This window comes from Shewanella sp. 10N.286.52.B9 (assembly GCF_002873635.1).
Taxonomy (GTDB): domain Bacteria; phylum Pseudomonadota; class Gammaproteobacteria; order Enterobacterales; family Shewanellaceae; genus Shewanella.
Genome location: NZ_MCTY01000049.1, coordinates 1 through 14234, shown reverse-complemented (window position 1 = coordinate 14234; position 14234 = coordinate 1). Strand labels below are relative to the sequence as shown.

The 14234-nt window shown below is 44.5% G+C and carries 29 protein-coding genes; all 29 read right to left on the bottom strand.

Going from position 1 to position 14234, the window contains the following annotated elements:
- Window positions 1–130 precede the first annotated feature (130 nt).
- Window positions 131–526: a 50S ribosomal protein L17 gene (gene rplQ / locus BCU91_RS04270; RefSeq protein ID WP_076543214.1), complete on the bottom strand. Its 396-nt coding sequence runs from the start codon at window positions 524–526 to the stop codon at window positions 131–133.
- 45 nt (window positions 527–571) lie between these two features.
- Complete coding sequence (gene rpoA / locus BCU91_RS04265) at window positions 572–1561, bottom strand: DNA-directed RNA polymerase subunit alpha (protein WP_076543215.1); 990 nt, start codon at window positions 1559–1561, stop codon at window positions 572–574.
- 24 nt (window positions 1562–1585) lie between these two features.
- Complete coding sequence (gene rpsD / locus BCU91_RS04260; RefSeq protein WP_102440090.1) at window positions 1586–2206, bottom strand: 30S ribosomal protein S4; 621 nt, start codon at window positions 2204–2206, stop codon at window positions 1586–1588.
- A 32-nt stretch (window positions 2207–2238) separates the two neighbouring features.
- Complete coding sequence (gene rpsK, locus BCU91_RS04255) at window positions 2239–2631, bottom strand: 30S ribosomal protein S11 (protein WP_011635661.1); 393 nt, start codon at window positions 2629–2631, stop codon at window positions 2239–2241.
- A 17-nt stretch (window positions 2632–2648) separates the two neighbouring features.
- Window positions 2649–3005: a 30S ribosomal protein S13 gene (gene rpsM, locus BCU91_RS04250; RefSeq protein ID WP_076543217.1), complete on the bottom strand. Its 357-nt coding sequence runs from the start codon at window positions 3003–3005 to the stop codon at window positions 2649–2651.
- Window positions 3006–3124: 119 nt separating this feature from the next.
- A complete protein-coding gene (gene rpmJ, locus BCU91_RS04245) occupies window positions 3125–3238 on the bottom strand; it encodes a 50S ribosomal protein L36 (protein WP_006083579.1) in 114 nt (37 codons plus the stop codon).
- 22 nt (window positions 3239–3260) lie between these two features.
- Window positions 3261–4601, bottom strand: a complete 1341-nt coding sequence (gene secY, locus BCU91_RS04240) for a preprotein translocase subunit SecY (RefSeq protein WP_076543218.1) — start codon at window positions 4599–4601, stop codon at window positions 3261–3263.
- Window positions 4602–4608: 7 nt separating this feature from the next.
- Entirely contained in the window at window positions 4609–5043 is a 435-nt protein-coding gene (gene rplO, locus BCU91_RS04235; RefSeq protein ID WP_055026491.1) for a 50S ribosomal protein L15, read from the bottom strand.
- A 2-nt stretch (window positions 5044–5045) separates the two neighbouring features.
- The gene (rpmD, locus tag BCU91_RS04230; protein WP_076543219.1) at window positions 5046–5228 is read right to left on the bottom strand and encodes a 50S ribosomal protein L30; all 183 of its coding nucleotides are present in this window, start codon (window positions 5226–5228) and stop codon (window positions 5046–5048) included.
- A 6-nt stretch (window positions 5229–5234) separates the two neighbouring features.
- Window positions 5235–5738, bottom strand: coding sequence for a 30S ribosomal protein S5 (gene rpsE, locus BCU91_RS04225; RefSeq protein WP_076543220.1), 504 nt, complete (start codon window positions 5736–5738; stop codon window positions 5235–5237).
- Between the two features lie 12 nt (window positions 5739–5750).
- Window positions 5751–6101 (bottom strand): 50S ribosomal protein L18, encoded by a 351-nt coding sequence (gene rplR, locus BCU91_RS04220; RefSeq protein WP_076543221.1) that lies wholly within the window; start codon window positions 6099–6101, stop codon window positions 5751–5753.
- A gap of 10 nt (window positions 6102–6111) precedes the next feature.
- Window positions 6112–6645, bottom strand: a complete 534-nt coding sequence (gene rplF / locus BCU91_RS04215) for a 50S ribosomal protein L6 (RefSeq protein ID WP_076543222.1) — start codon at window positions 6643–6645, stop codon at window positions 6112–6114.
- A 10-nt stretch (window positions 6646–6655) separates the two neighbouring features.
- A complete protein-coding gene (gene rpsH, locus BCU91_RS04210) occupies window positions 6656–7048 on the bottom strand; it encodes a 30S ribosomal protein S8 (protein WP_076543223.1) in 393 nt (130 codons plus the stop codon).
- A gap of 24 nt (window positions 7049–7072) precedes the next feature.
- The gene (rpsN, locus tag BCU91_RS04205; protein ID WP_076543224.1) at window positions 7073–7378 is read right to left on the bottom strand and encodes a 30S ribosomal protein S14; all 306 of its coding nucleotides are present in this window, start codon (window positions 7376–7378) and stop codon (window positions 7073–7075) included.
- A gap of 10 nt (window positions 7379–7388) precedes the next feature.
- Window positions 7389–7928 carry a 50S ribosomal protein L5 gene (rplE, locus tag BCU91_RS04200; RefSeq protein ID WP_076543225.1) on the bottom strand — a complete coding sequence of 180 codons (540 nt, stop codon included), beginning with the start codon at window positions 7926–7928 and terminating at the stop codon, window positions 7389–7391.
- A 12-nt stretch (window positions 7929–7940) separates the two neighbouring features.
- On the bottom strand, window positions 7941–8255 hold the full coding sequence (rplX, locus tag BCU91_RS04195; protein WP_102440089.1) for a 50S ribosomal protein L24: 315 nt from the start codon (window positions 8253–8255) through the stop codon (window positions 7941–7943).
- 11 nt (window positions 8256–8266) lie between these two features.
- Window positions 8267–8635 (bottom strand): 50S ribosomal protein L14, encoded by a 369-nt coding sequence (gene rplN, locus BCU91_RS04190; protein WP_076543234.1) that lies wholly within the window; start codon window positions 8633–8635, stop codon window positions 8267–8269.
- Window positions 8636–8849: 214 nt separating this feature from the next.
- On the bottom strand, window positions 8850–9098 hold the full coding sequence (gene rpsQ, locus BCU91_RS04185) for a 30S ribosomal protein S17 (protein WP_055026501.1): 249 nt from the start codon (window positions 9096–9098) through the stop codon (window positions 8850–8852).
- The gene (gene rpmC, locus BCU91_RS04180; protein WP_006083592.1) at window positions 9098–9289 is read right to left on the bottom strand and encodes a 50S ribosomal protein L29; all 192 of its coding nucleotides are present in this window, start codon (window positions 9287–9289) and stop codon (window positions 9098–9100) included. Before rpmC ends, rpsQ begins: the two co-directional genes overlap by 1 nt.
- Entirely contained in the window at window positions 9289–9699 is a 411-nt protein-coding gene (rplP, locus tag BCU91_RS04175) for a 50S ribosomal protein L16 (protein ID WP_055026502.1), read from the bottom strand. The genes rpmC and rplP overlap by 1 nt, the downstream gene beginning before the upstream one ends.
- An 11-nt stretch (window positions 9700–9710) precedes the next feature.
- Complete coding sequence (gene rpsC / locus BCU91_RS04170) at window positions 9711–10400, bottom strand: 30S ribosomal protein S3 (protein ID WP_102440088.1); 690 nt, start codon at window positions 10398–10400, stop codon at window positions 9711–9713.
- A 12-nt stretch (window positions 10401–10412) separates the two neighbouring features.
- The gene (gene rplV, locus BCU91_RS04165; protein ID WP_102440087.1) at window positions 10413–10745 is read right to left on the bottom strand and encodes a 50S ribosomal protein L22; all 333 of its coding nucleotides are present in this window, start codon (window positions 10743–10745) and stop codon (window positions 10413–10415) included.
- Window positions 10746–10760: 15 nt separating this feature from the next.
- Window positions 10761–11039 (bottom strand): 30S ribosomal protein S19, encoded by a 279-nt coding sequence (rpsS, locus tag BCU91_RS04160; RefSeq protein ID WP_006083596.1) that lies wholly within the window; start codon window positions 11037–11039, stop codon window positions 10761–10763.
- Window positions 11040–11054: 15 nt separating this feature from the next.
- Window positions 11055–11879, bottom strand: coding sequence for a 50S ribosomal protein L2 (gene rplB, locus BCU91_RS04155; protein ID WP_102440086.1), 825 nt, complete (start codon window positions 11877–11879; stop codon window positions 11055–11057).
- 16 nt (window positions 11880–11895) lie between these two features.
- Entirely contained in the window at window positions 11896–12198 is a 303-nt protein-coding gene (gene rplW / locus BCU91_RS04150; protein WP_076543230.1) for a 50S ribosomal protein L23, read from the bottom strand.
- Window positions 12195–12800, bottom strand: coding sequence for a 50S ribosomal protein L4 (gene rplD, locus BCU91_RS04145; protein ID WP_076543231.1), 606 nt, complete (start codon window positions 12798–12800; stop codon window positions 12195–12197). The genes rplW and rplD overlap by 4 nt, the downstream gene beginning before the upstream one ends.
- A gap of 16 nt (window positions 12801–12816) precedes the next feature.
- Window positions 12817–13455 carry a 50S ribosomal protein L3 gene (gene rplC / locus BCU91_RS04140; RefSeq protein WP_076543232.1) on the bottom strand — a complete coding sequence of 213 codons (639 nt, stop codon included), beginning with the start codon at window positions 13453–13455 and terminating at the stop codon, window positions 12817–12819.
- A gap of 27 nt (window positions 13456–13482) precedes the next feature.
- Window positions 13483–13794: a 30S ribosomal protein S10 gene (gene rpsJ, locus BCU91_RS04135; protein WP_055026509.1), complete on the bottom strand. Its 312-nt coding sequence runs from the start codon at window positions 13792–13794 to the stop codon at window positions 13483–13485.
- A 332-nt stretch (window positions 13795–14126) separates the two neighbouring features.
- The coding region (locus tag BCU91_RS04130) for a hypothetical protein (protein WP_198590414.1) at window positions 14127–14234 on the bottom strand (108 nt) is incomplete at its 5' end.

Here is a 14234-nt window from a genome sequence, read left to right as displayed (position 1 = left end):
AGGTAAGCCAGGTAAGCCAGAGTAAAATACTAAGAGAAATTAATTAGTAAAGATGATTTAAGTTAAAATTTCACGAAAAATAGACATAAAAAAACCGAGCTAGGCTCGGTTTTTTTAAATGAGTAATAAATTACTCTGCAGCTTCTACTTCAACAGCTTCAGCAGCTTCAGGGCGACCTACTAACTCGATGTAAGCCATTGGGGCTTTATCACCGGTACGTAGACCACACTTAAGAATACGAGTGTAACCACCAGGACGTTCCTGGAAGCGTGGACCCAATTCAGTAAATAACTTACCTACAACTTCAGCGTCGCGGGTACGAGCAAAAGCTAAACGGCGATTTGCAACGCTGTCAACTTTAGCAAGTGTTATTAGAGGCTCAACTACGCGGCGCAGTTCTTTCGCTTTAGCTACTGTAGTCTTGATTAACTCATGACTAACTAGTGAGCATGCCATGTTACGGAACATAGCTTGACGATGACTGCTGTTGCGGTTTAGTTGACGACCACTCTTACGATGGCGCATGACCTAATCCTTATAATCTTTAATCTGTACTAACTAAACTGGGACTTATAGGTCGTCTGCTAAACTAGCTGGAGGCCAGTTTTCTAGACGCATACCTAAAGACAATCCGCGAGACGCTAATACATCCTTAATTTCAGTAAGAGACTTCTTACCTAAATTAGGAGTCTTGAGCAACTCAACTTCAGTGCGTTGTACTAGATCTCCGATGTAATGAATCGCTTCAGCCTTCAAACAGTTGGCTGAACGTACAGTTAGCTCTAAATCGTCGACAGGACGCAACAGAATCGGATCAAACTCCGGTTTCTCTTCTACAACAGTCTGTTCAGTCACATCACGAAGGTCTACGAACGCATCTAGCTGTTCAGCTAAAATTGTTGCAGAACGACGAATTGCTTCCTCAGGATCAATAGTACCATTAGTGGTCATATCGATAACGAGTTTATCTAAATCAGTACGTTGCTCTACACGTGCTGCTTCAACATTATATGCAATGCGAGCAACAGGTGAGAATGAAGCATCAACCAACAAGCGACCAATTGGGCGATCATCGTCTTCGGTTTGTGCACGAGCCGAAGCTGGAACATAACCACGACCACGCTCAACACGGATACGCATGCTGATATCATTGTTACCAGTCAAATGACAGATAACATGATCAGGATTCATAATGGTAACATCACCATCATGTGTGATATCTGCTGCTGTAACAGGGCCTGTGCCTGACTTACTTAAAGTAAGTAAAGCTTCATCCTTACCCTCAATGTTTACCGCTAAACCTTTAAGGTTAAGCAATATCTCAAGGATATCTTCTTGTACGCCTTCTTTGCTACTGTACTCATGTAACACGCCGTCGATTTCGACTTCAGTTACGGCACAGCCAGGCATAGACGACAATAAGATACGACGCAAAGCGTTGCCTAATGTGTGACCAAAACCACGTTCTAGTGGTTCTAGCGTAACCTTGGCACGAGTTGGGTTAACCTGCTCTATGTCAACGAGACGCGGTTTTAGAAATTCTGTAACAGAACCCTGCATTGTGTCCTCTCTTGTTTGTTAGCTTTACTTAGAGTAAAGCTCGACGATCAGCTGTTCGTTAATTTCCGCAGACAAATCGCTACGTTCTGGTAGACGCTTGAAAGCACCTTCCATTTTCGCGCTGTCGACTTCAACCCATGTAGGCTTCTCACGTTGACCAGCCACTTCTAAAGCCGCTTTAATACGAGCTTGAGTACGTGACTTTTCACGGATGCTTACAACATCATTCGCAGACACTTTGAATGACGGAATGTTAACAACACGACCGTTAACCACGATTGATTTGTGGCTTACTAATTGACGTGATTCAGCACGAGTCGCACCAAAACCCATACGATAAACAACGTTATCTAAACGGGTTTCTAAAAGAGCAAGTAGGTTTTCACCAGTGTTGCCTTTTAGACGTGCAGCTTCTTTGTAGTAGTTACGGAATTGCTTTTCTAGCACACCGTACATACGACGAACTTTTTGTTTCTCGCGTAGCTGTAAACCGTACTCTGATAAACGTGGCTTACGTGCGCCATGTTGACCAGGTGCAGCTTCAAGCTTACACTTCGAATCGATTGCTCTCACACCGCTTTTTAGGAAAAGGTCTGTACCTTCTCTGCGGCTGAGCTTGAGCTTAGGACCCAAGTATCTTGCCATGATCTTTCTCCAACTATCCTATATACGACGTGTTATACACGACGCTTTTTAGGTGGGCGACAGCCATTATGAGGGATAGGTGTCACATCGGTAATGTTGGTGATTTTATAACCAACAGCGTTCAGCGCACGAATGGCTGACTCACGACCTGGACCTGGACCCTTTACGAAAACTTCAAGGTTTTTAACACCGTAATCTTGTGCAGCAATACCTGCACGCTCAGCAGCAACCTGCGCAGCGAACGGTGTAGATTTACGTGAACCACGAAAACCTGAACCGCCAGAGGTAGCCCAAGACAACGCATTACCTTGACGATCTGTAATGGTGACAATTGTGTTGTTGAAAGATGCATGGATATGAGCCATACCATCTGCAACCTGTTTACGTACGCGCTTACGCGGAGAACGTGACGGAACTTTAGCCATTTTGGTTTACCTTCCCGTTACTTTCTAATTGGTTTACGTGGACCTTTACGCGTACGCGCATTGGTCTTAGTACGTTGCCCACGAAGAGGCAGGCTACGGCGATGGCGGAGACCACGATAACAACCAAGATCCATAAGACGCTTGATGTTCATTGAAATCTCACGACGTAAGTCACCCTCTACTGAGTATTTGGCAACTTCTTCGCGTAGAATATCTATTTGAGCTTCGCTCAATTCCTTGATCTTAGCATCTTCAGCAATTGAAGTAGCTGCGCAGATTTCTCTAGCGCGCGTACGTCCAATACCAAAAATTGCAGTCAATGCAATGACTGTGTGCTTTTGATCAGGAATGTTAATGCCAGCGATACGGGCCACTATGCACTCCTTAATATGTTAAAGGTCGACTGCGAAAAGCCCGAAAGGATACTCGACAGCCAACAAATTTGCAAACATTATTTGCTCAGTTCTATTTAGAACTGAGCAAATATCTTTTTTTAGCCTTGACGCTGTTTGTGTTTTGGTTCAACACAAATCACACGTACAACGCCACTACGCTTGACGATCTTGCAATTACGGCAGATCTTCTTCACGGAAGCTCGAACTTTCATTTCATCACTCCGTTAAAAGCTATTAGCGACCAAAGCGATCTAAATTCGCTTTGTTTACTAGGTTAGCTTTCTTCATCACAGACTCATACTGATGAGACATCATATGGGTCTGAACCTGAGCCATGAAGTCCATGATTACGACTACAATAATTAGTAGTGAAGTACCGCCAAAATAGAACTGTACTTTCCACGCAATTAACATGAACTCCGGAATTAAACAGATAAAGGTAATATAAATCGCACCCGCAAGGGTCAAACGAGTCATTACTTTATCAATGTAACGCGAAGTCTGTTCTCCAGGACGAATCCCAGGAATGAACGCACCACTTTTCTTCAAGTTATCAGCTGTCTCACGTGGGTTAAACACCAACGCAGTATAGAAGAAACAGAAGAAAACGATAGCTGTTGCATACAATAATGAATACAGCGGTTGTCCAGGTGACACAGCTAAAGCGAAATCGCTTAACCATGACATGGACTCATTTGCACCAAACCACTGAGCCAGTGTGCCTGGGAACAAAATAATGCTGGATGCAAAAATTGGCGGAATCACACCTGCCATGTTCACTTTAAGAGGTAAATGTGTGCTTTGCGCTGCGAAAACCTTACGGCCTTGTTGACGCTTAGCGTAGTTAACGACGATACGACGTTGACCACGTTCTACAAATACAACTAAATAAGTAACTGCAAATACGATTACTGCTAATAGCAACAGAACCAGTACATTCAAATCACCTTGACGAGCCTGTTCAGCCGTTTGGCCGATAGCAGACGGTAAACCAGCAACAATACCTGCGAAAATTAATATCGAGATACCATTACCAATACCACGTTCAGTAATTTGCTCACCTAGCCACATTAGGAACATTGTTCCTGTCACTAGACTCACAACTGCAACAAAGTAAAAACCAAAACCTACATTGACCACAAGGCCAGGTACTAGGCTTGGCAAACCTGTTGCAATACCAATCGATTGAAGCGTACCCAACACTAACGTTCCGTATCTAGTGTACTGACTGATTTTCTTTCTTCCTGACTCGCCTTCTTTTTTCAATTCAGCAAGAGCAGGATGAACAACAGTCAATAATTGCATGATAATCGATGCCGAAATATACGGCATGATACCTAATGCAAAGATAGAGGCACGCTCTAAAGCACCACCCGAGAACATGTTAAACATGCCAAGGATGGTATCTTTTTGTTGAGCAAACAGATCTGCTAACACAGCTGCGTCAATACCAGGAATTGGTACAAACGAACCGGCTCTAAAGACGATAATCGCACCAATCACGAACAGGAGACGGGTTTTCAATTCAGATAAACCGCCTTTCGCGCTTTTTAAATCAAGTCCTGGTTTTGCCATCGACGTATTATTCCTCGATCTTGCCGCCGGCAGCTTCAATAGCTGCACGTGCACCTTTGGTTACCTTCAGACCTTTAACGGTCACTGGGCGTTCAATGGTACCTGAAAGAACGATTTTCGCAAACTGTATGTTGCGAGTAATTACGTTCGCATCTTTCAGTGCGTTAAGGTCGATAACATCACCGTTAACTTTTGCTAGTTCGAGTAAACGAACTTCAGCTGAGACCAAAGCTTTGCGCGAGGTAAAACCGAATTTAGGTAAACGAATTTTAAGAGGCATTTGACCACCCTCAAAACCGATACGCACACCGCCGCCAGAACGAGACTTTTGTCCCTTATGACCACGACCTGCGGTTTTACCTAAACCAGAACCAATACCACGACCTACACGCTTAGGAGCAGACTTAGATCCTGCTGCTGGAGATAGAGTATTTAAACGCATTATTAATCCTCCACCTTAACCATGTAGTAAACTTTATTAACCATACCGCGAACTGAAGGAGTATCTTCAACTTCAACGGTGTGGCCAATACGTCTTAGGCCTAAACCTAATAAACAGGCACGGTGCTTTGGCAAACGACCAATCGCACTCTTTGTCTGTGTTACTTTAAACGTTTTAGTAGCCATGGTGCATTAACCTCGAATTTCATCAACATTCAAGCCGCGCTTAGCTGCAACTTGTGCTGGTGACTTCATGTGCACCAACGCATCGACAGTAGCTCGAACGATGTTGATCGGGTTAGTAGAACCGTATGCTTTTGACAGAACGTTATGAACGCCTGCTACTTCCAATACGGCACGCATTGCGCCACCGGCAATAATACCGGTACCTTCCGATGCTGGTTGCATGTAAACACGCGAACCAGTATGGCGACCTTTAACTGGGTGATGCAGTGTACCTGCGTTCAACTCCACGGTTACCATGTTACGACGGGCTTTTTCCATTGCTTTTTGAATAGCAGCTGGAACTTCGCGCGCTTTACCATAGCCATAGCCAATCTTACCGTTACCATCACCTACCACTGTTAGTGCGGTGAAGCTAAAGATACGACCACCTTTAACTACTTTAGAAACACGATTAACTGCAATCAATTTCTCTTGCAAATCGTCTTTCTGCTGAGCTTCTAATTTAGCCATTTTTATAACCCCTTAGAATTTCAGGCCAGCTTCACGAGCTGCGTCAGCTAATGCTGCTACGCGACCGTGATACTTGAAACCAGAACGGTCGAATGCAACCGAAGTTACACCTTTTTCGATCGCACGCTCTGCAACAGTTTTACCCACTGCTTTAGCTGCGTCTACGTTACCGGTACTCTTTAGTAGTTCTTTAACCGCTTTTTCAACGGTTGAAGCAACTGCCAACACCTGAGCTTCAGGATTAATCACCTGAGCATAAATGTGACGCGGTGTACGATGTACAACCAGACGGTTCACGCCCAGCTCTTGGATCTTCTTACGAGCACGCAGAGCGCGACGTAAGCGAGATGTTTTCTTATCCATATCGCGTTACCTACTTCTTCTTAGCCTCTTTACGGCGTACTTGCTCGTCTGCATAACGAACACCTTTGCCTTTATAAGGCTCTGGTGGACGATAGCCACGAATCTCAGCAGCAACCTGACCAACTAACTGTTTATCAACGCCCGAAAGGACGATGTCAGTTTGGCTAGGACACTCTGCAGTAACACCTGCGGGAAGTTTGTGAACCAATGGATGTGAGAAACCTAAAGTTAGATCTAGGTTTGAACCAGCTGCTTTCGCACGGTAACCAACACCAATTAACTTTAATTTTTTAACAAATCCTTCAGAAACACCAACAACCATGTTGTTTACTAGTGCACGAGCTGTACCAGCTTGAGCCCAAGCGTTAGCAACGCCTTCAACTGGACCAAAACTTAGTACGCCGTTGTCTAGAACAACACTTACCGCTTTGTTGATTTCTCGAGTCAAACTACCTTTAGTACCTTTTACGGTGATAGTTTGTTCGTTTAAGGTCACCTCTACGCCGGCAGGAATAGACACTGGTGCTTTTGCTACACGTGACATACCTAGCTCCTTACGCTACGTAGCAGATAACCTCGCCACCCATGCCTGTTAGGCGGGCAGCACGATCGGTCATCAAGCCTTTAGAAGTGGACACAATTGCGACACCCAGACCGCCCATCACCTTTGGAAGTTCGTTTTTACCTTTGTAAATACGAAGACCAGGACGACTTACGCGCTGGATAGTCTCAACGACTGGTTTGCCTTGGAAATACTTTAAAGTGATTTCTAATTCAGGCTTGGCTTCTTCTGCTACGGCGTAGTCAGTAATGTAACCTTCATCTTTAAGTAATTTCGCAATTGCTACTTTTAACTTAGCTGAAGGCATCTTTACTGATACTTTGTTAGCAGCTTGGCCGTTACGAATACGTGTTAACATATCCGCAATAGGATCTTGCATGCTCATATTAGCTTACTCCGTGACAAGTGCTTACCAGCTGGCCTTACGTAGACCAGGAACTTCACCACGCATAGTAGCTTCACGTAATTTAATACGGCTAAGGCCGAATTTACGTAAGAAACCATGTGGGCGACCAGTTTGATTACAACGGTTGCGTTGACGCGCAGCGCTAGAATCACGAGGTAGAGCTTGTAACTTAAGAACAGCTTCCCAACGGTCTTCGTCAGAAGTCGCAGGTGCGCTGATAATAGCCTTAAGTGCTAAACGCTTTTCAGCATATTTAGCTACGAGCTGTGCACGCTTTGCTTCACGTGCTTTCATAGATGATTTTGCCATTATGCTACCCTTATTTCTTGAATGGGAAGTTAAATGCGTCTAACAAAGCACGACCTTCTTCATCATTCTTCGCAGTAGTAGTGATAACAATATCCATACCACGAATCTTATCGATTTTATCGTAATCGATTTCTGGGAAGATGATTTGCTCACGCACACCCATTGCGTAGTTACCACGACCGTCAAACGCTTTTGCGCTTAGGCCACGGAAGTCACGAATACGTGGGATTGCAATGTCAACTAAACGCTCTAAAAATTCCCACATACGCTCACCGCGTAGGGTAACTTTACAGCCAATAGGGTAGCCTTCACGGATTTTAAAACCAGCAACTGATTTACGTGCAACAGTTACAACTGGTTTTTGGCCAGCGATTGCAGTCATATCACGGAGCGCATGCTCCATAACTTTTTTGTCTGCAACGGCTTCGCCTACACCCATGTTAAGGGTGATTTTTTCAATCCGAGGGACTTGCATGACACTGGTATATTCGAACTTTTTAGAAAGTTCTGCAATAACAGTCTCTTGATATTTATCATGCAGTTTCGCCATCGTTTACTCCGTTTACTTAATGAGTTCACTATTCGATTTAAAGAAACGGACTTTTTTGCCGTCTTCGAATCGGAAACCAACACGATCTGCCTTGCCTGTGGCTTGGTTAAAGATCGCTACGTTTGATGCTTGTATCGCTGCTTCTTTCTCGATTACACCACCAGTTACGCCCAATTGTGGGTTTGGCTTTTGGTGTTTTTTAACAAGATTAATGCCTTCAACAATCAACTTACCAGTAGGTAGGACTTGAGAAACTTTTGCTCGTTTACCCTTGTCTTTACCTGCTAATACAATTACTTCGTCTTCACGACGGATTTTAGCTGCCATTTTGAAGCTCCTTACAGTACTTCTGGTGCCAGAGAGACGATTTTCATAAACTGCTCGTTGCGCAATTCACGTGTCACTGGTCCAAAAATACGAGTACCAATCGGTGCAAGGTTTGCGTTAAGCAAAACTGCTGCATTCCGATCGAAGCGAATGACAGAACCATCTGGACGACGTACGCCTTTCTTAGTACGGACTACCACCGCGTTATATACATCACCTTTCTTCGCTTTAGCGCGAGGAATAGCTTCTTTAACAGAAACCTTGATGACGTCGCCGATACCGGCATAACGACGATGAGAGCCACCCAAGACCTTAATACACTGAACTCTACGAGCGCCACTGTTACACGCGACGTCTAGAGTCGATTGCATTTGGATCATTTTAAGTGCTCCGCTATCGTTACTACAAAACCCCGAAATTGGGATCATATTTGTCCACTTCTTGAACAATTCATACCTTGCTAATTACTCATTAGCATTGAATGCAATTTGTTCAAAAATGGGGCGCAAGTATAACACCAAAATATTGGGTTGCATAGTATAAAAAAACAAACGGCCCCAAGCATTGGAGCCGTTTACTATAACCTAATGATTACTAGGCTTTTGTTACTACTTCAACAAGTGTCCAAGACTTAGTCTTAGAAAGAGGACGACACTGACTAATAGTCACTACGTCACCTTCATTACACTGATTGGTTTCGTCATGTGCATGGATCTTAGTTGTACGCTTAATGTACTTCCCATAAATAGGATGTTTCACTTGGCGTGCAATAGCAACAGTAATAGACTTGTCCATTTTGTTGCTAAGAACTCGACCTTGCAAAGTACGGATTTTATCAGACATTACGCACCTGCCTTAGAAGTAATAATGGTCTTAACACGTGCAATGTTACGACGCACTAATTTCAATTGATTCGTTTGAGTCAACTGACCAGTAGCGTGTTGCATACGCAGGTTAAACTGCTCACGCAGCAGACCAAGTAATTCAGCGTTAAGTTCTTCAACGCTCTTTTCTCTTAGTTCGCTCGCTTTCATTACATCACCGTCTTAGTTACGAAGGTAGTCTTAATAGGAAGCTTGGCAGAAGCTAAAGCAAACGCTTCACGCGCTAACTCTTCAGATACACCATTCATCTCATAAAGAACCTTACCAGGTTGAATCTGACATACCCAGTATTCAACGTTACCCTTACCTTTACCCATACGCACTTCAAGAGGCTTAGAGGTAATTGGCTTGTCAGGGAAAACTCGAATCCAAATTTGTCCTTGACGTTTAATGTGACGTGTCATGGCACGACGTGCAGATTCGATTTGACGAGCTGTTAAACGACCACGGCCGACAGCTTTCAAACCGAAAGTACCAAAGCTAACTTCAGTACCGTTCGCTAGACCGCGGTTACGGCCTTTGAACATCTTGCGAAACTTCATACGTTTAGGTTGCAGCATTAAAGTTTCTCCTATTTAGCACGAGGCTTGCGCTTAGACTGCTGCTTCGGCTCTTCTAACGCGACAACGTTACCGTCTAGAACTTCGCCTTTGAAGATCCAAACTTTAACGCCAATCACACCGTATTGGGTGTGACTTTCAGCTGTAGAATAGTCGATATCAGCACGTAGAGTATGCAAAGGTACACGACCTTCACGATACCACTCAGAACGTGCGATTTCAGCTCCGCCTAGACGGCCGCTCACTTCAACTTTGATACCTTGAGCACCAATGCGCATTGCGTTTTGAACTGCACGCTTCATAGCGCGACGGAACATAACACGACGTTCTAGTTGCTGCGCAATACTGTCAGCAACTAACTTTGCGTCTAACTCAGGCTTACGGATCTCAGCGATGTTGATTTGAGCAGTAGTGCCTGTAATTTTAGATACATGTGCACGTAATACTTCAACGTCTTCACCTTTCTTACCAATCACAACGCCTGGACGGGCAGTGTGAATAGTAACGCGGATGCTCTTCGCAGGACGCTCGATAACGATTTTAGATACTGATGCAGCCTTCAATTTCTCTGTAAGATATTGACGAACTTCCCAGTCGCTGTTCAGATTATTCGCATAATCTGACTTATCGGCGTACCAAGTAGAGATCCAAGGCTTCGTGATACCCAGACGGATACCATTAGGATGTACTTTCTGTCCCATTGCTCTCTTCTCCTAGCGATCTGATACAACCACAGTAATGTGGCTGGTACGCTTCATGATACGATCAGCGCGGCCTTTGGCACGAGGCATGATGCGCTTCATAGTTGGTGCTTCGTCAACAAAGACTTGGCCAACTTTAAGCTCATCGATATCTGCACCTTCGTTGTGTTCGGCGTTTGCGATAGCTGAGTCTAGTACTTTCTTAACCAGTACGGCGGCTTTCTTAGGGCTGAAGGTCAAAATCTCAAGCGCCTTAGATACAGGCAACCCGCGAATTTGATCAGCAACTAGACGGGCCTTCTGCGCAGACGTACGGGCGTAACGATGTTTAGCTAAAACTTCCATCTTATGTCTCCCGTATTAACGCTTCTTCGCTTTCTTATCTGCAGCATGGCCGCGATAAGTGCGAGTTGGTGAAAATTCACCAAGCTTATGACCGATCATTTCGTCAGTTACGAACACAGGTACGTGCTGACGACCATTATGGACAGCGATGGTCAACCCAATCATATTTGGGATGATCATTGAGCGGCGAGACCAAGTCTTAATTGGTTTTTTATCTCCCGCTTCCATCGCTTTCTCTACCTTCTTCAGCAAGTGCAGGTCAATGAAAGGACCTTTCTTGAGAGAACGTGGCATGGGCGAATCCTCTTACTATTTGTTACGACGACGTACAATGTACTTGTCGGTGAGCTTATTACTACGAGTTTTATAACCCTTAGTTGGCACACCCCATGGACTTACTGGATGACGACCACCAGAAGTACGGCCTTCACCACCACCGTGTGGATGGTCTACCGGGTTCATTGCAACACCACGCACTGTAGGGCGTACGCCTCTCCAGCGTTTAGCACCTGCTTTACCTAACTGGCGTAGCATGTGCTCGGCATTTCCAACTTCACCGAATGTTGCACGACAATCAACAGGCACTTTGCGCATTTCGCCAGAGCGAAGACGTAAAGTTGCATATTGGTTATCACGAGCAACAACTTGAACATAAGCACCAGCTGAACGCGCGATTTGAGCACCTTTACCAGGTTTCATTTCTACTGCGTGCACAACACTACCCACTGGGATGTTGCGAAGCGGCATTGCGTTACCGGTTTTGATGTCTGCATCCACACCAGATTGGATTGCATCACCAGCTTTCATGCCTTTAGCGGCAAGAATGTAGCGACGCTCACCGTCTGCGTACAATACTAACGCAATGTTAGCTGTACGGTTTGGATCATATTCCAGACGTTCAATTTTCGCAGGGATACCGTCTTTATTGCGTTTGAAATCAATAATACGATAATGCTGCTTGTGTCCACCACCAACGTGACGAACAGTGATGCGACCCGTATTGTTACGGCCACCACTTTTAGATTTCTTAGCCAACAGGCCTGCAAAAGGTTTCCCTTTATGCAAGTCGCTGTTCACCACTTTAACAACGTGGCGACGACCTGGAGAGGTTGGCTTACACTTAATAACTGCCATGATAATTCTCCTTTGCTTACTCAGCGCCACCGACGAAATCGATGTCAGCACCAGCAGCTAAAGTTACATAGGCTTTTTTCCAATCGCTACGACGACCTACACGGCCACCGGTACGTTTAGTTTTGCCTTTGTTTACCAAAGTGCGAACACTATCAACTTCAACTTCGAAAAGTTTCGCTACAGCAGCTTTAATCTCTGCTTTAGTCGCATCGATTGCTACGCGGAAAACTACAGTGTTGTTTTTCTCAGCTAATACAGTGCTCTTTTCAGATACATGTGGCGCTAAGATAACTTTTAGCAAACGTTCTTCGGTGATCATGCTAGCATCTCCTCGATTTGCTTCACTGCATCAGCAGTAACAAGAACAGTGTTGAACGCGATTAGACTAACTGGGTCTAGACCCGCTACGTCACGTACGTCAACCTTGTATAAGTTGCGTGCTGCTAAGAATAAATTCTCATCAACATCTGCAGTAACAATTAGAACGTCTTCTAGTTGCATTTCTTTTAACTTAGCTTTCAGCTCTTTAGTTTTAGGAGCTTCAACACTAAAAGATTCAACAACGACTAAACGCTCTTGACGTACCAATTCAGAAAGAATGCTTTTTAGAGCACCACGGTACATCTTTTTGTTAACTTTTTGGCTGTGATCTTGTGTTTTAGCAGCGAATGTTACGCCACCGCCACGCCAGATCGGGCCTTTAACACTACCGGCACGAGCTCGGCCTGTGCCTTTCTGACGCCAAGGCTTTTTGCCTGAGCCAGTTACTTCCGCACGAGTCTGTTGAGCACGAGTGCCCTGACGCGCGTTTGCAGCGTAAGCTACAACTACCTGATGGACCAATGCCTCGTTAAAGTCACGGCCGAAGGTAGTTTCGGAAACTTCAAGAGCGCTTTGCGCGTCTTTCAATACCAATTCCATTACTATCTCCTCAGACCTATGCTTTAACGGCTGGCTTGATAATCAAGTCACCATTGGTAGCGCCAGGAACAGCACCTTTTACCAATAACAAGTTACGCTCTGCATCTACACGTACAACGTCTAGATTTTGAGTAGTTACTTGCTCGGCACCCATGTGGCCAGACATTTTCTTACCTTTGAAAACGCGACCAGGTGTCTGGTTTTGACCAATAGAACCATTAGATCTATGAGCCAAAGAGTTACCATGTGTCATATCTTGAGCGTGGAAGTTCCAGCGTTTAATACCGCCTTGGAAGCCCTTACCTTTAGATTGACCAGTAACATCAACTTTCGCTGTATCTGCAAAGATATCAACGTTAAGTTCAGCACCAACTTCAATGCCTTCACCTTCACCATCTGCCAAACGCAATTCCCATAAACCTCGACCGGCTTCTACGCCGCTCTTAGCAAAATGGCCTGCTTCTGGCTTAGTGATGCGGTTGGCTTTTTTGGTACCAGTAGTTACTTGAAGAGCACGGTATCCGTCGTTTTCTAAAGTTTTCACTTGAGTTACGCGGTTACCAGCAATTTCAATTACTGTTACAGGGATTGAAGCACCATCTTCTGTGAAGATGCGAGTCATACCCACTTTACGACCAATAAGACCGATAGCCATCTTTCAAACCTCTTCTAAGGATCTCAATTAACCTAAGCTAATCTGAACGTCGACACCAGCGGCAAGATCTAAACGCATTAATGCGTCTACAGTCTTTTCAGTTGGCTCTACGATGTCAACTAAGCGCTTGTGAGTACGAATTTCGTACTGATCACGTGCGTCTTTGTTGACGTGCGGAGAAGTCAAAATGGTATAACGTTCTTTACGCGTAGGAAGTGGAATTGGACCACGAACCTGTGCGCCTGTACGCTTAGCAGTTTCAACGATTTCCGCTGTTGATTGATCGATCAAACGATGATCAAATCCTTTCAAGCGGATACGGATTCTTTGGTTCTGCATTGACCAGAGCTCCTAAAATGCACACATAAAAAATCACCCTCTAGCTTCTTCCCAATGGAAAAGCAGAGCGAGATGATTTAACCGTAGACTCCCAATCGGAGTCAATTATGAAAATGAATAATCCAAATGATTAAACATTATATTACGCTGTCTAGGACAGCGAAGGGCAATTATACAGATCTAATTTCATAGATCAACCCCTGCGAACAAAAACTCTTCAATTTAGTGGTTCTGTTCAAGGCGGTGGATTTTACATGGTTAGAATCAAAATGCAATAAAAACAAAAAAGGAAGCCGAAGCTTCCTTTTTTTATGTGTTAACTAAAGACGCTATTAAGCGATAACTTTAGCTACAACACCAGCACCAACAGTACGGCCACCTTCACGGATAGCGAAACGTAAACCGTCATCCATTGCGATCGGGTAGATTAGTGTAACAAC

What these genes read in the sequence shown, in the direction of transcription:
- rplQ (WP_076543214.1), bottom strand. Translation starts at nt 526, where the DNA reads ATGCGCCATCGTAAGAGTGGTCGTCAACTAAACCGCAACAGCAGTCAT.
- rpoA (WP_076543215.1), bottom strand. Translation starts at nt 1,561, where the DNA reads ATGCAGGGTTCTGTTACAGAATTTCTAAAACCGCGTCTCGTTGACATA.
- rpsD (WP_102440090.1), bottom strand. Translation starts at nt 2,206, where the DNA reads ATGGCAAGATACTTGGGTCCTAAGCTCAAGCTCAGCCGCAGAGAAGGT.
- rpsK (WP_011635661.1), bottom strand. Translation starts at nt 2,631, where the DNA reads ATGGCTAAAGTTCCGTCACGTTCTCCGCGTAAGCGCGTACGTAAACAG.
- rpmJ (WP_006083579.1), bottom strand. Translation starts at nt 3,238, where the DNA reads ATGAAAGTTCGAGCTTCCGTGAAGAAGATCTGCCGTAATTGCAAGATC.
- secY (WP_076543218.1), bottom strand. Translation starts at nt 4,601, where the DNA reads ATGGCAAAACCAGGACTTGATTTAAAAAGCGCGAAAGGCGGTTTATCT.
- rplO (WP_055026491.1), bottom strand. Translation starts at nt 5,043, where the DNA reads ATGCGTTTAAATACTCTATCTCCAGCAGCAGGATCTAAGTCTGCTCCT.
- rpmD (WP_076543219.1), bottom strand. Translation starts at nt 5,228, where the DNA reads ATGGCTACTAAAACGTTTAAAGTAACACAGACAAAGAGTGCGATTGGT.
- rpsE (WP_076543220.1), bottom strand. Translation starts at nt 5,738, where the DNA reads ATGGCTAAATTAGAAGCTCAGCAGAAAGACGATTTGCAAGAGAAATTG.
- rplR (WP_076543221.1), bottom strand. Translation starts at nt 6,101, where the DNA reads ATGGATAAGAAAACATCTCGCTTACGTCGCGCTCTGCGTGCTCGTAAG.
- rplF (WP_076543222.1), bottom strand. Translation starts at nt 6,645, where the DNA reads ATGTCACGTGTAGCAAAAGCACCAGTGTCTATTCCTGCCGGCGTAGAG.
- rpsH (WP_076543223.1), bottom strand. Translation starts at nt 7,048, where the DNA reads ATGAGCATGCAAGATCCTATTGCGGATATGTTAACACGTATTCGTAAC.
- rpsN (WP_076543224.1), bottom strand. Translation starts at nt 7,378, where the DNA reads ATGGCAAAATCATCTATGAAAGCACGTGAAGCAAAGCGTGCACAGCTC.
- rplE (WP_076543225.1), bottom strand. Translation starts at nt 7,928, where the DNA reads ATGGCGAAACTGCATGATAAATATCAAGAGACTGTTATTGCAGAACTT.
- rplX (WP_102440089.1), bottom strand. Translation starts at nt 8,255, where the DNA reads ATGGCAGCTAAAATCCGTCGTGAAGACGAAGTAATTGTATTAGCAGGT.
- rplN (WP_076543234.1), bottom strand. Translation starts at nt 8,635, where the DNA reads ATGATCCAAATGCAATCGACTCTAGACGTCGCGTGTAACAGTGGCGCT.
- rpsQ (WP_055026501.1), bottom strand. Translation starts at nt 9,098, where the DNA reads ATGTCTGATAAAATCCGTACTTTGCAAGGTCGAGTTCTTAGCAACAAA.
- rpmC (WP_006083592.1), bottom strand. Translation starts at nt 9,289, where the DNA reads ATGAAAGCGAGCGAACTAAGAGAAAAGAGCGTTGAAGAACTTAACGCT.
- rplP (WP_055026502.1), bottom strand. Translation starts at nt 9,699, where the DNA reads ATGCTGCAACCTAAACGTATGAAGTTTCGCAAGATGTTCAAAGGCCGT.
- rpsC (WP_102440088.1), bottom strand. Translation starts at nt 10,400, where the DNA reads ATGGGACAGAAAGTACATCCTAATGGTATCCGTCTGGGTATCACGAAG.
- rplV (WP_102440087.1), bottom strand. Translation starts at nt 10,745, where the DNA reads ATGGAAGTTTTAGCTAAACATCGTTACGCCCGTACGTCTGCGCAGAAG.
- rpsS (WP_006083596.1), bottom strand. Translation starts at nt 11,039, where the DNA reads ATGCCACGTTCTCTCAAGAAAGGTCCTTTCATTGACCTGCACTTGCTG.
- rplB (WP_102440086.1), bottom strand. Translation starts at nt 11,879, where the DNA reads ATGGCAGTTATTAAGTGTAAGCCAACCTCTCCAGGTCGTCGCCACGTT.
- rplW (WP_076543230.1), bottom strand. Translation starts at nt 12,198, where the DNA reads ATGATCACCGAAGAACGTTTGCTAAAAGTTATCTTAGCGCCACATGTA.
- rplD (WP_076543231.1), bottom strand. Translation starts at nt 12,800, where the DNA reads ATGGAATTGGTATTGAAAGACGCGCAAAGCGCTCTTGAAGTTTCCGAA.
- rplC (WP_076543232.1), bottom strand. Translation starts at nt 13,455, where the DNA reads ATGGCTATCGGTCTTATTGGTCGTAAAGTGGGTATGACTCGCATCTTC.
- rpsJ (WP_055026509.1), bottom strand. Translation starts at nt 13,794, where the DNA reads ATGCAGAACCAAAGAATCCGTATCCGCTTGAAAGGATTTGATCATCGT.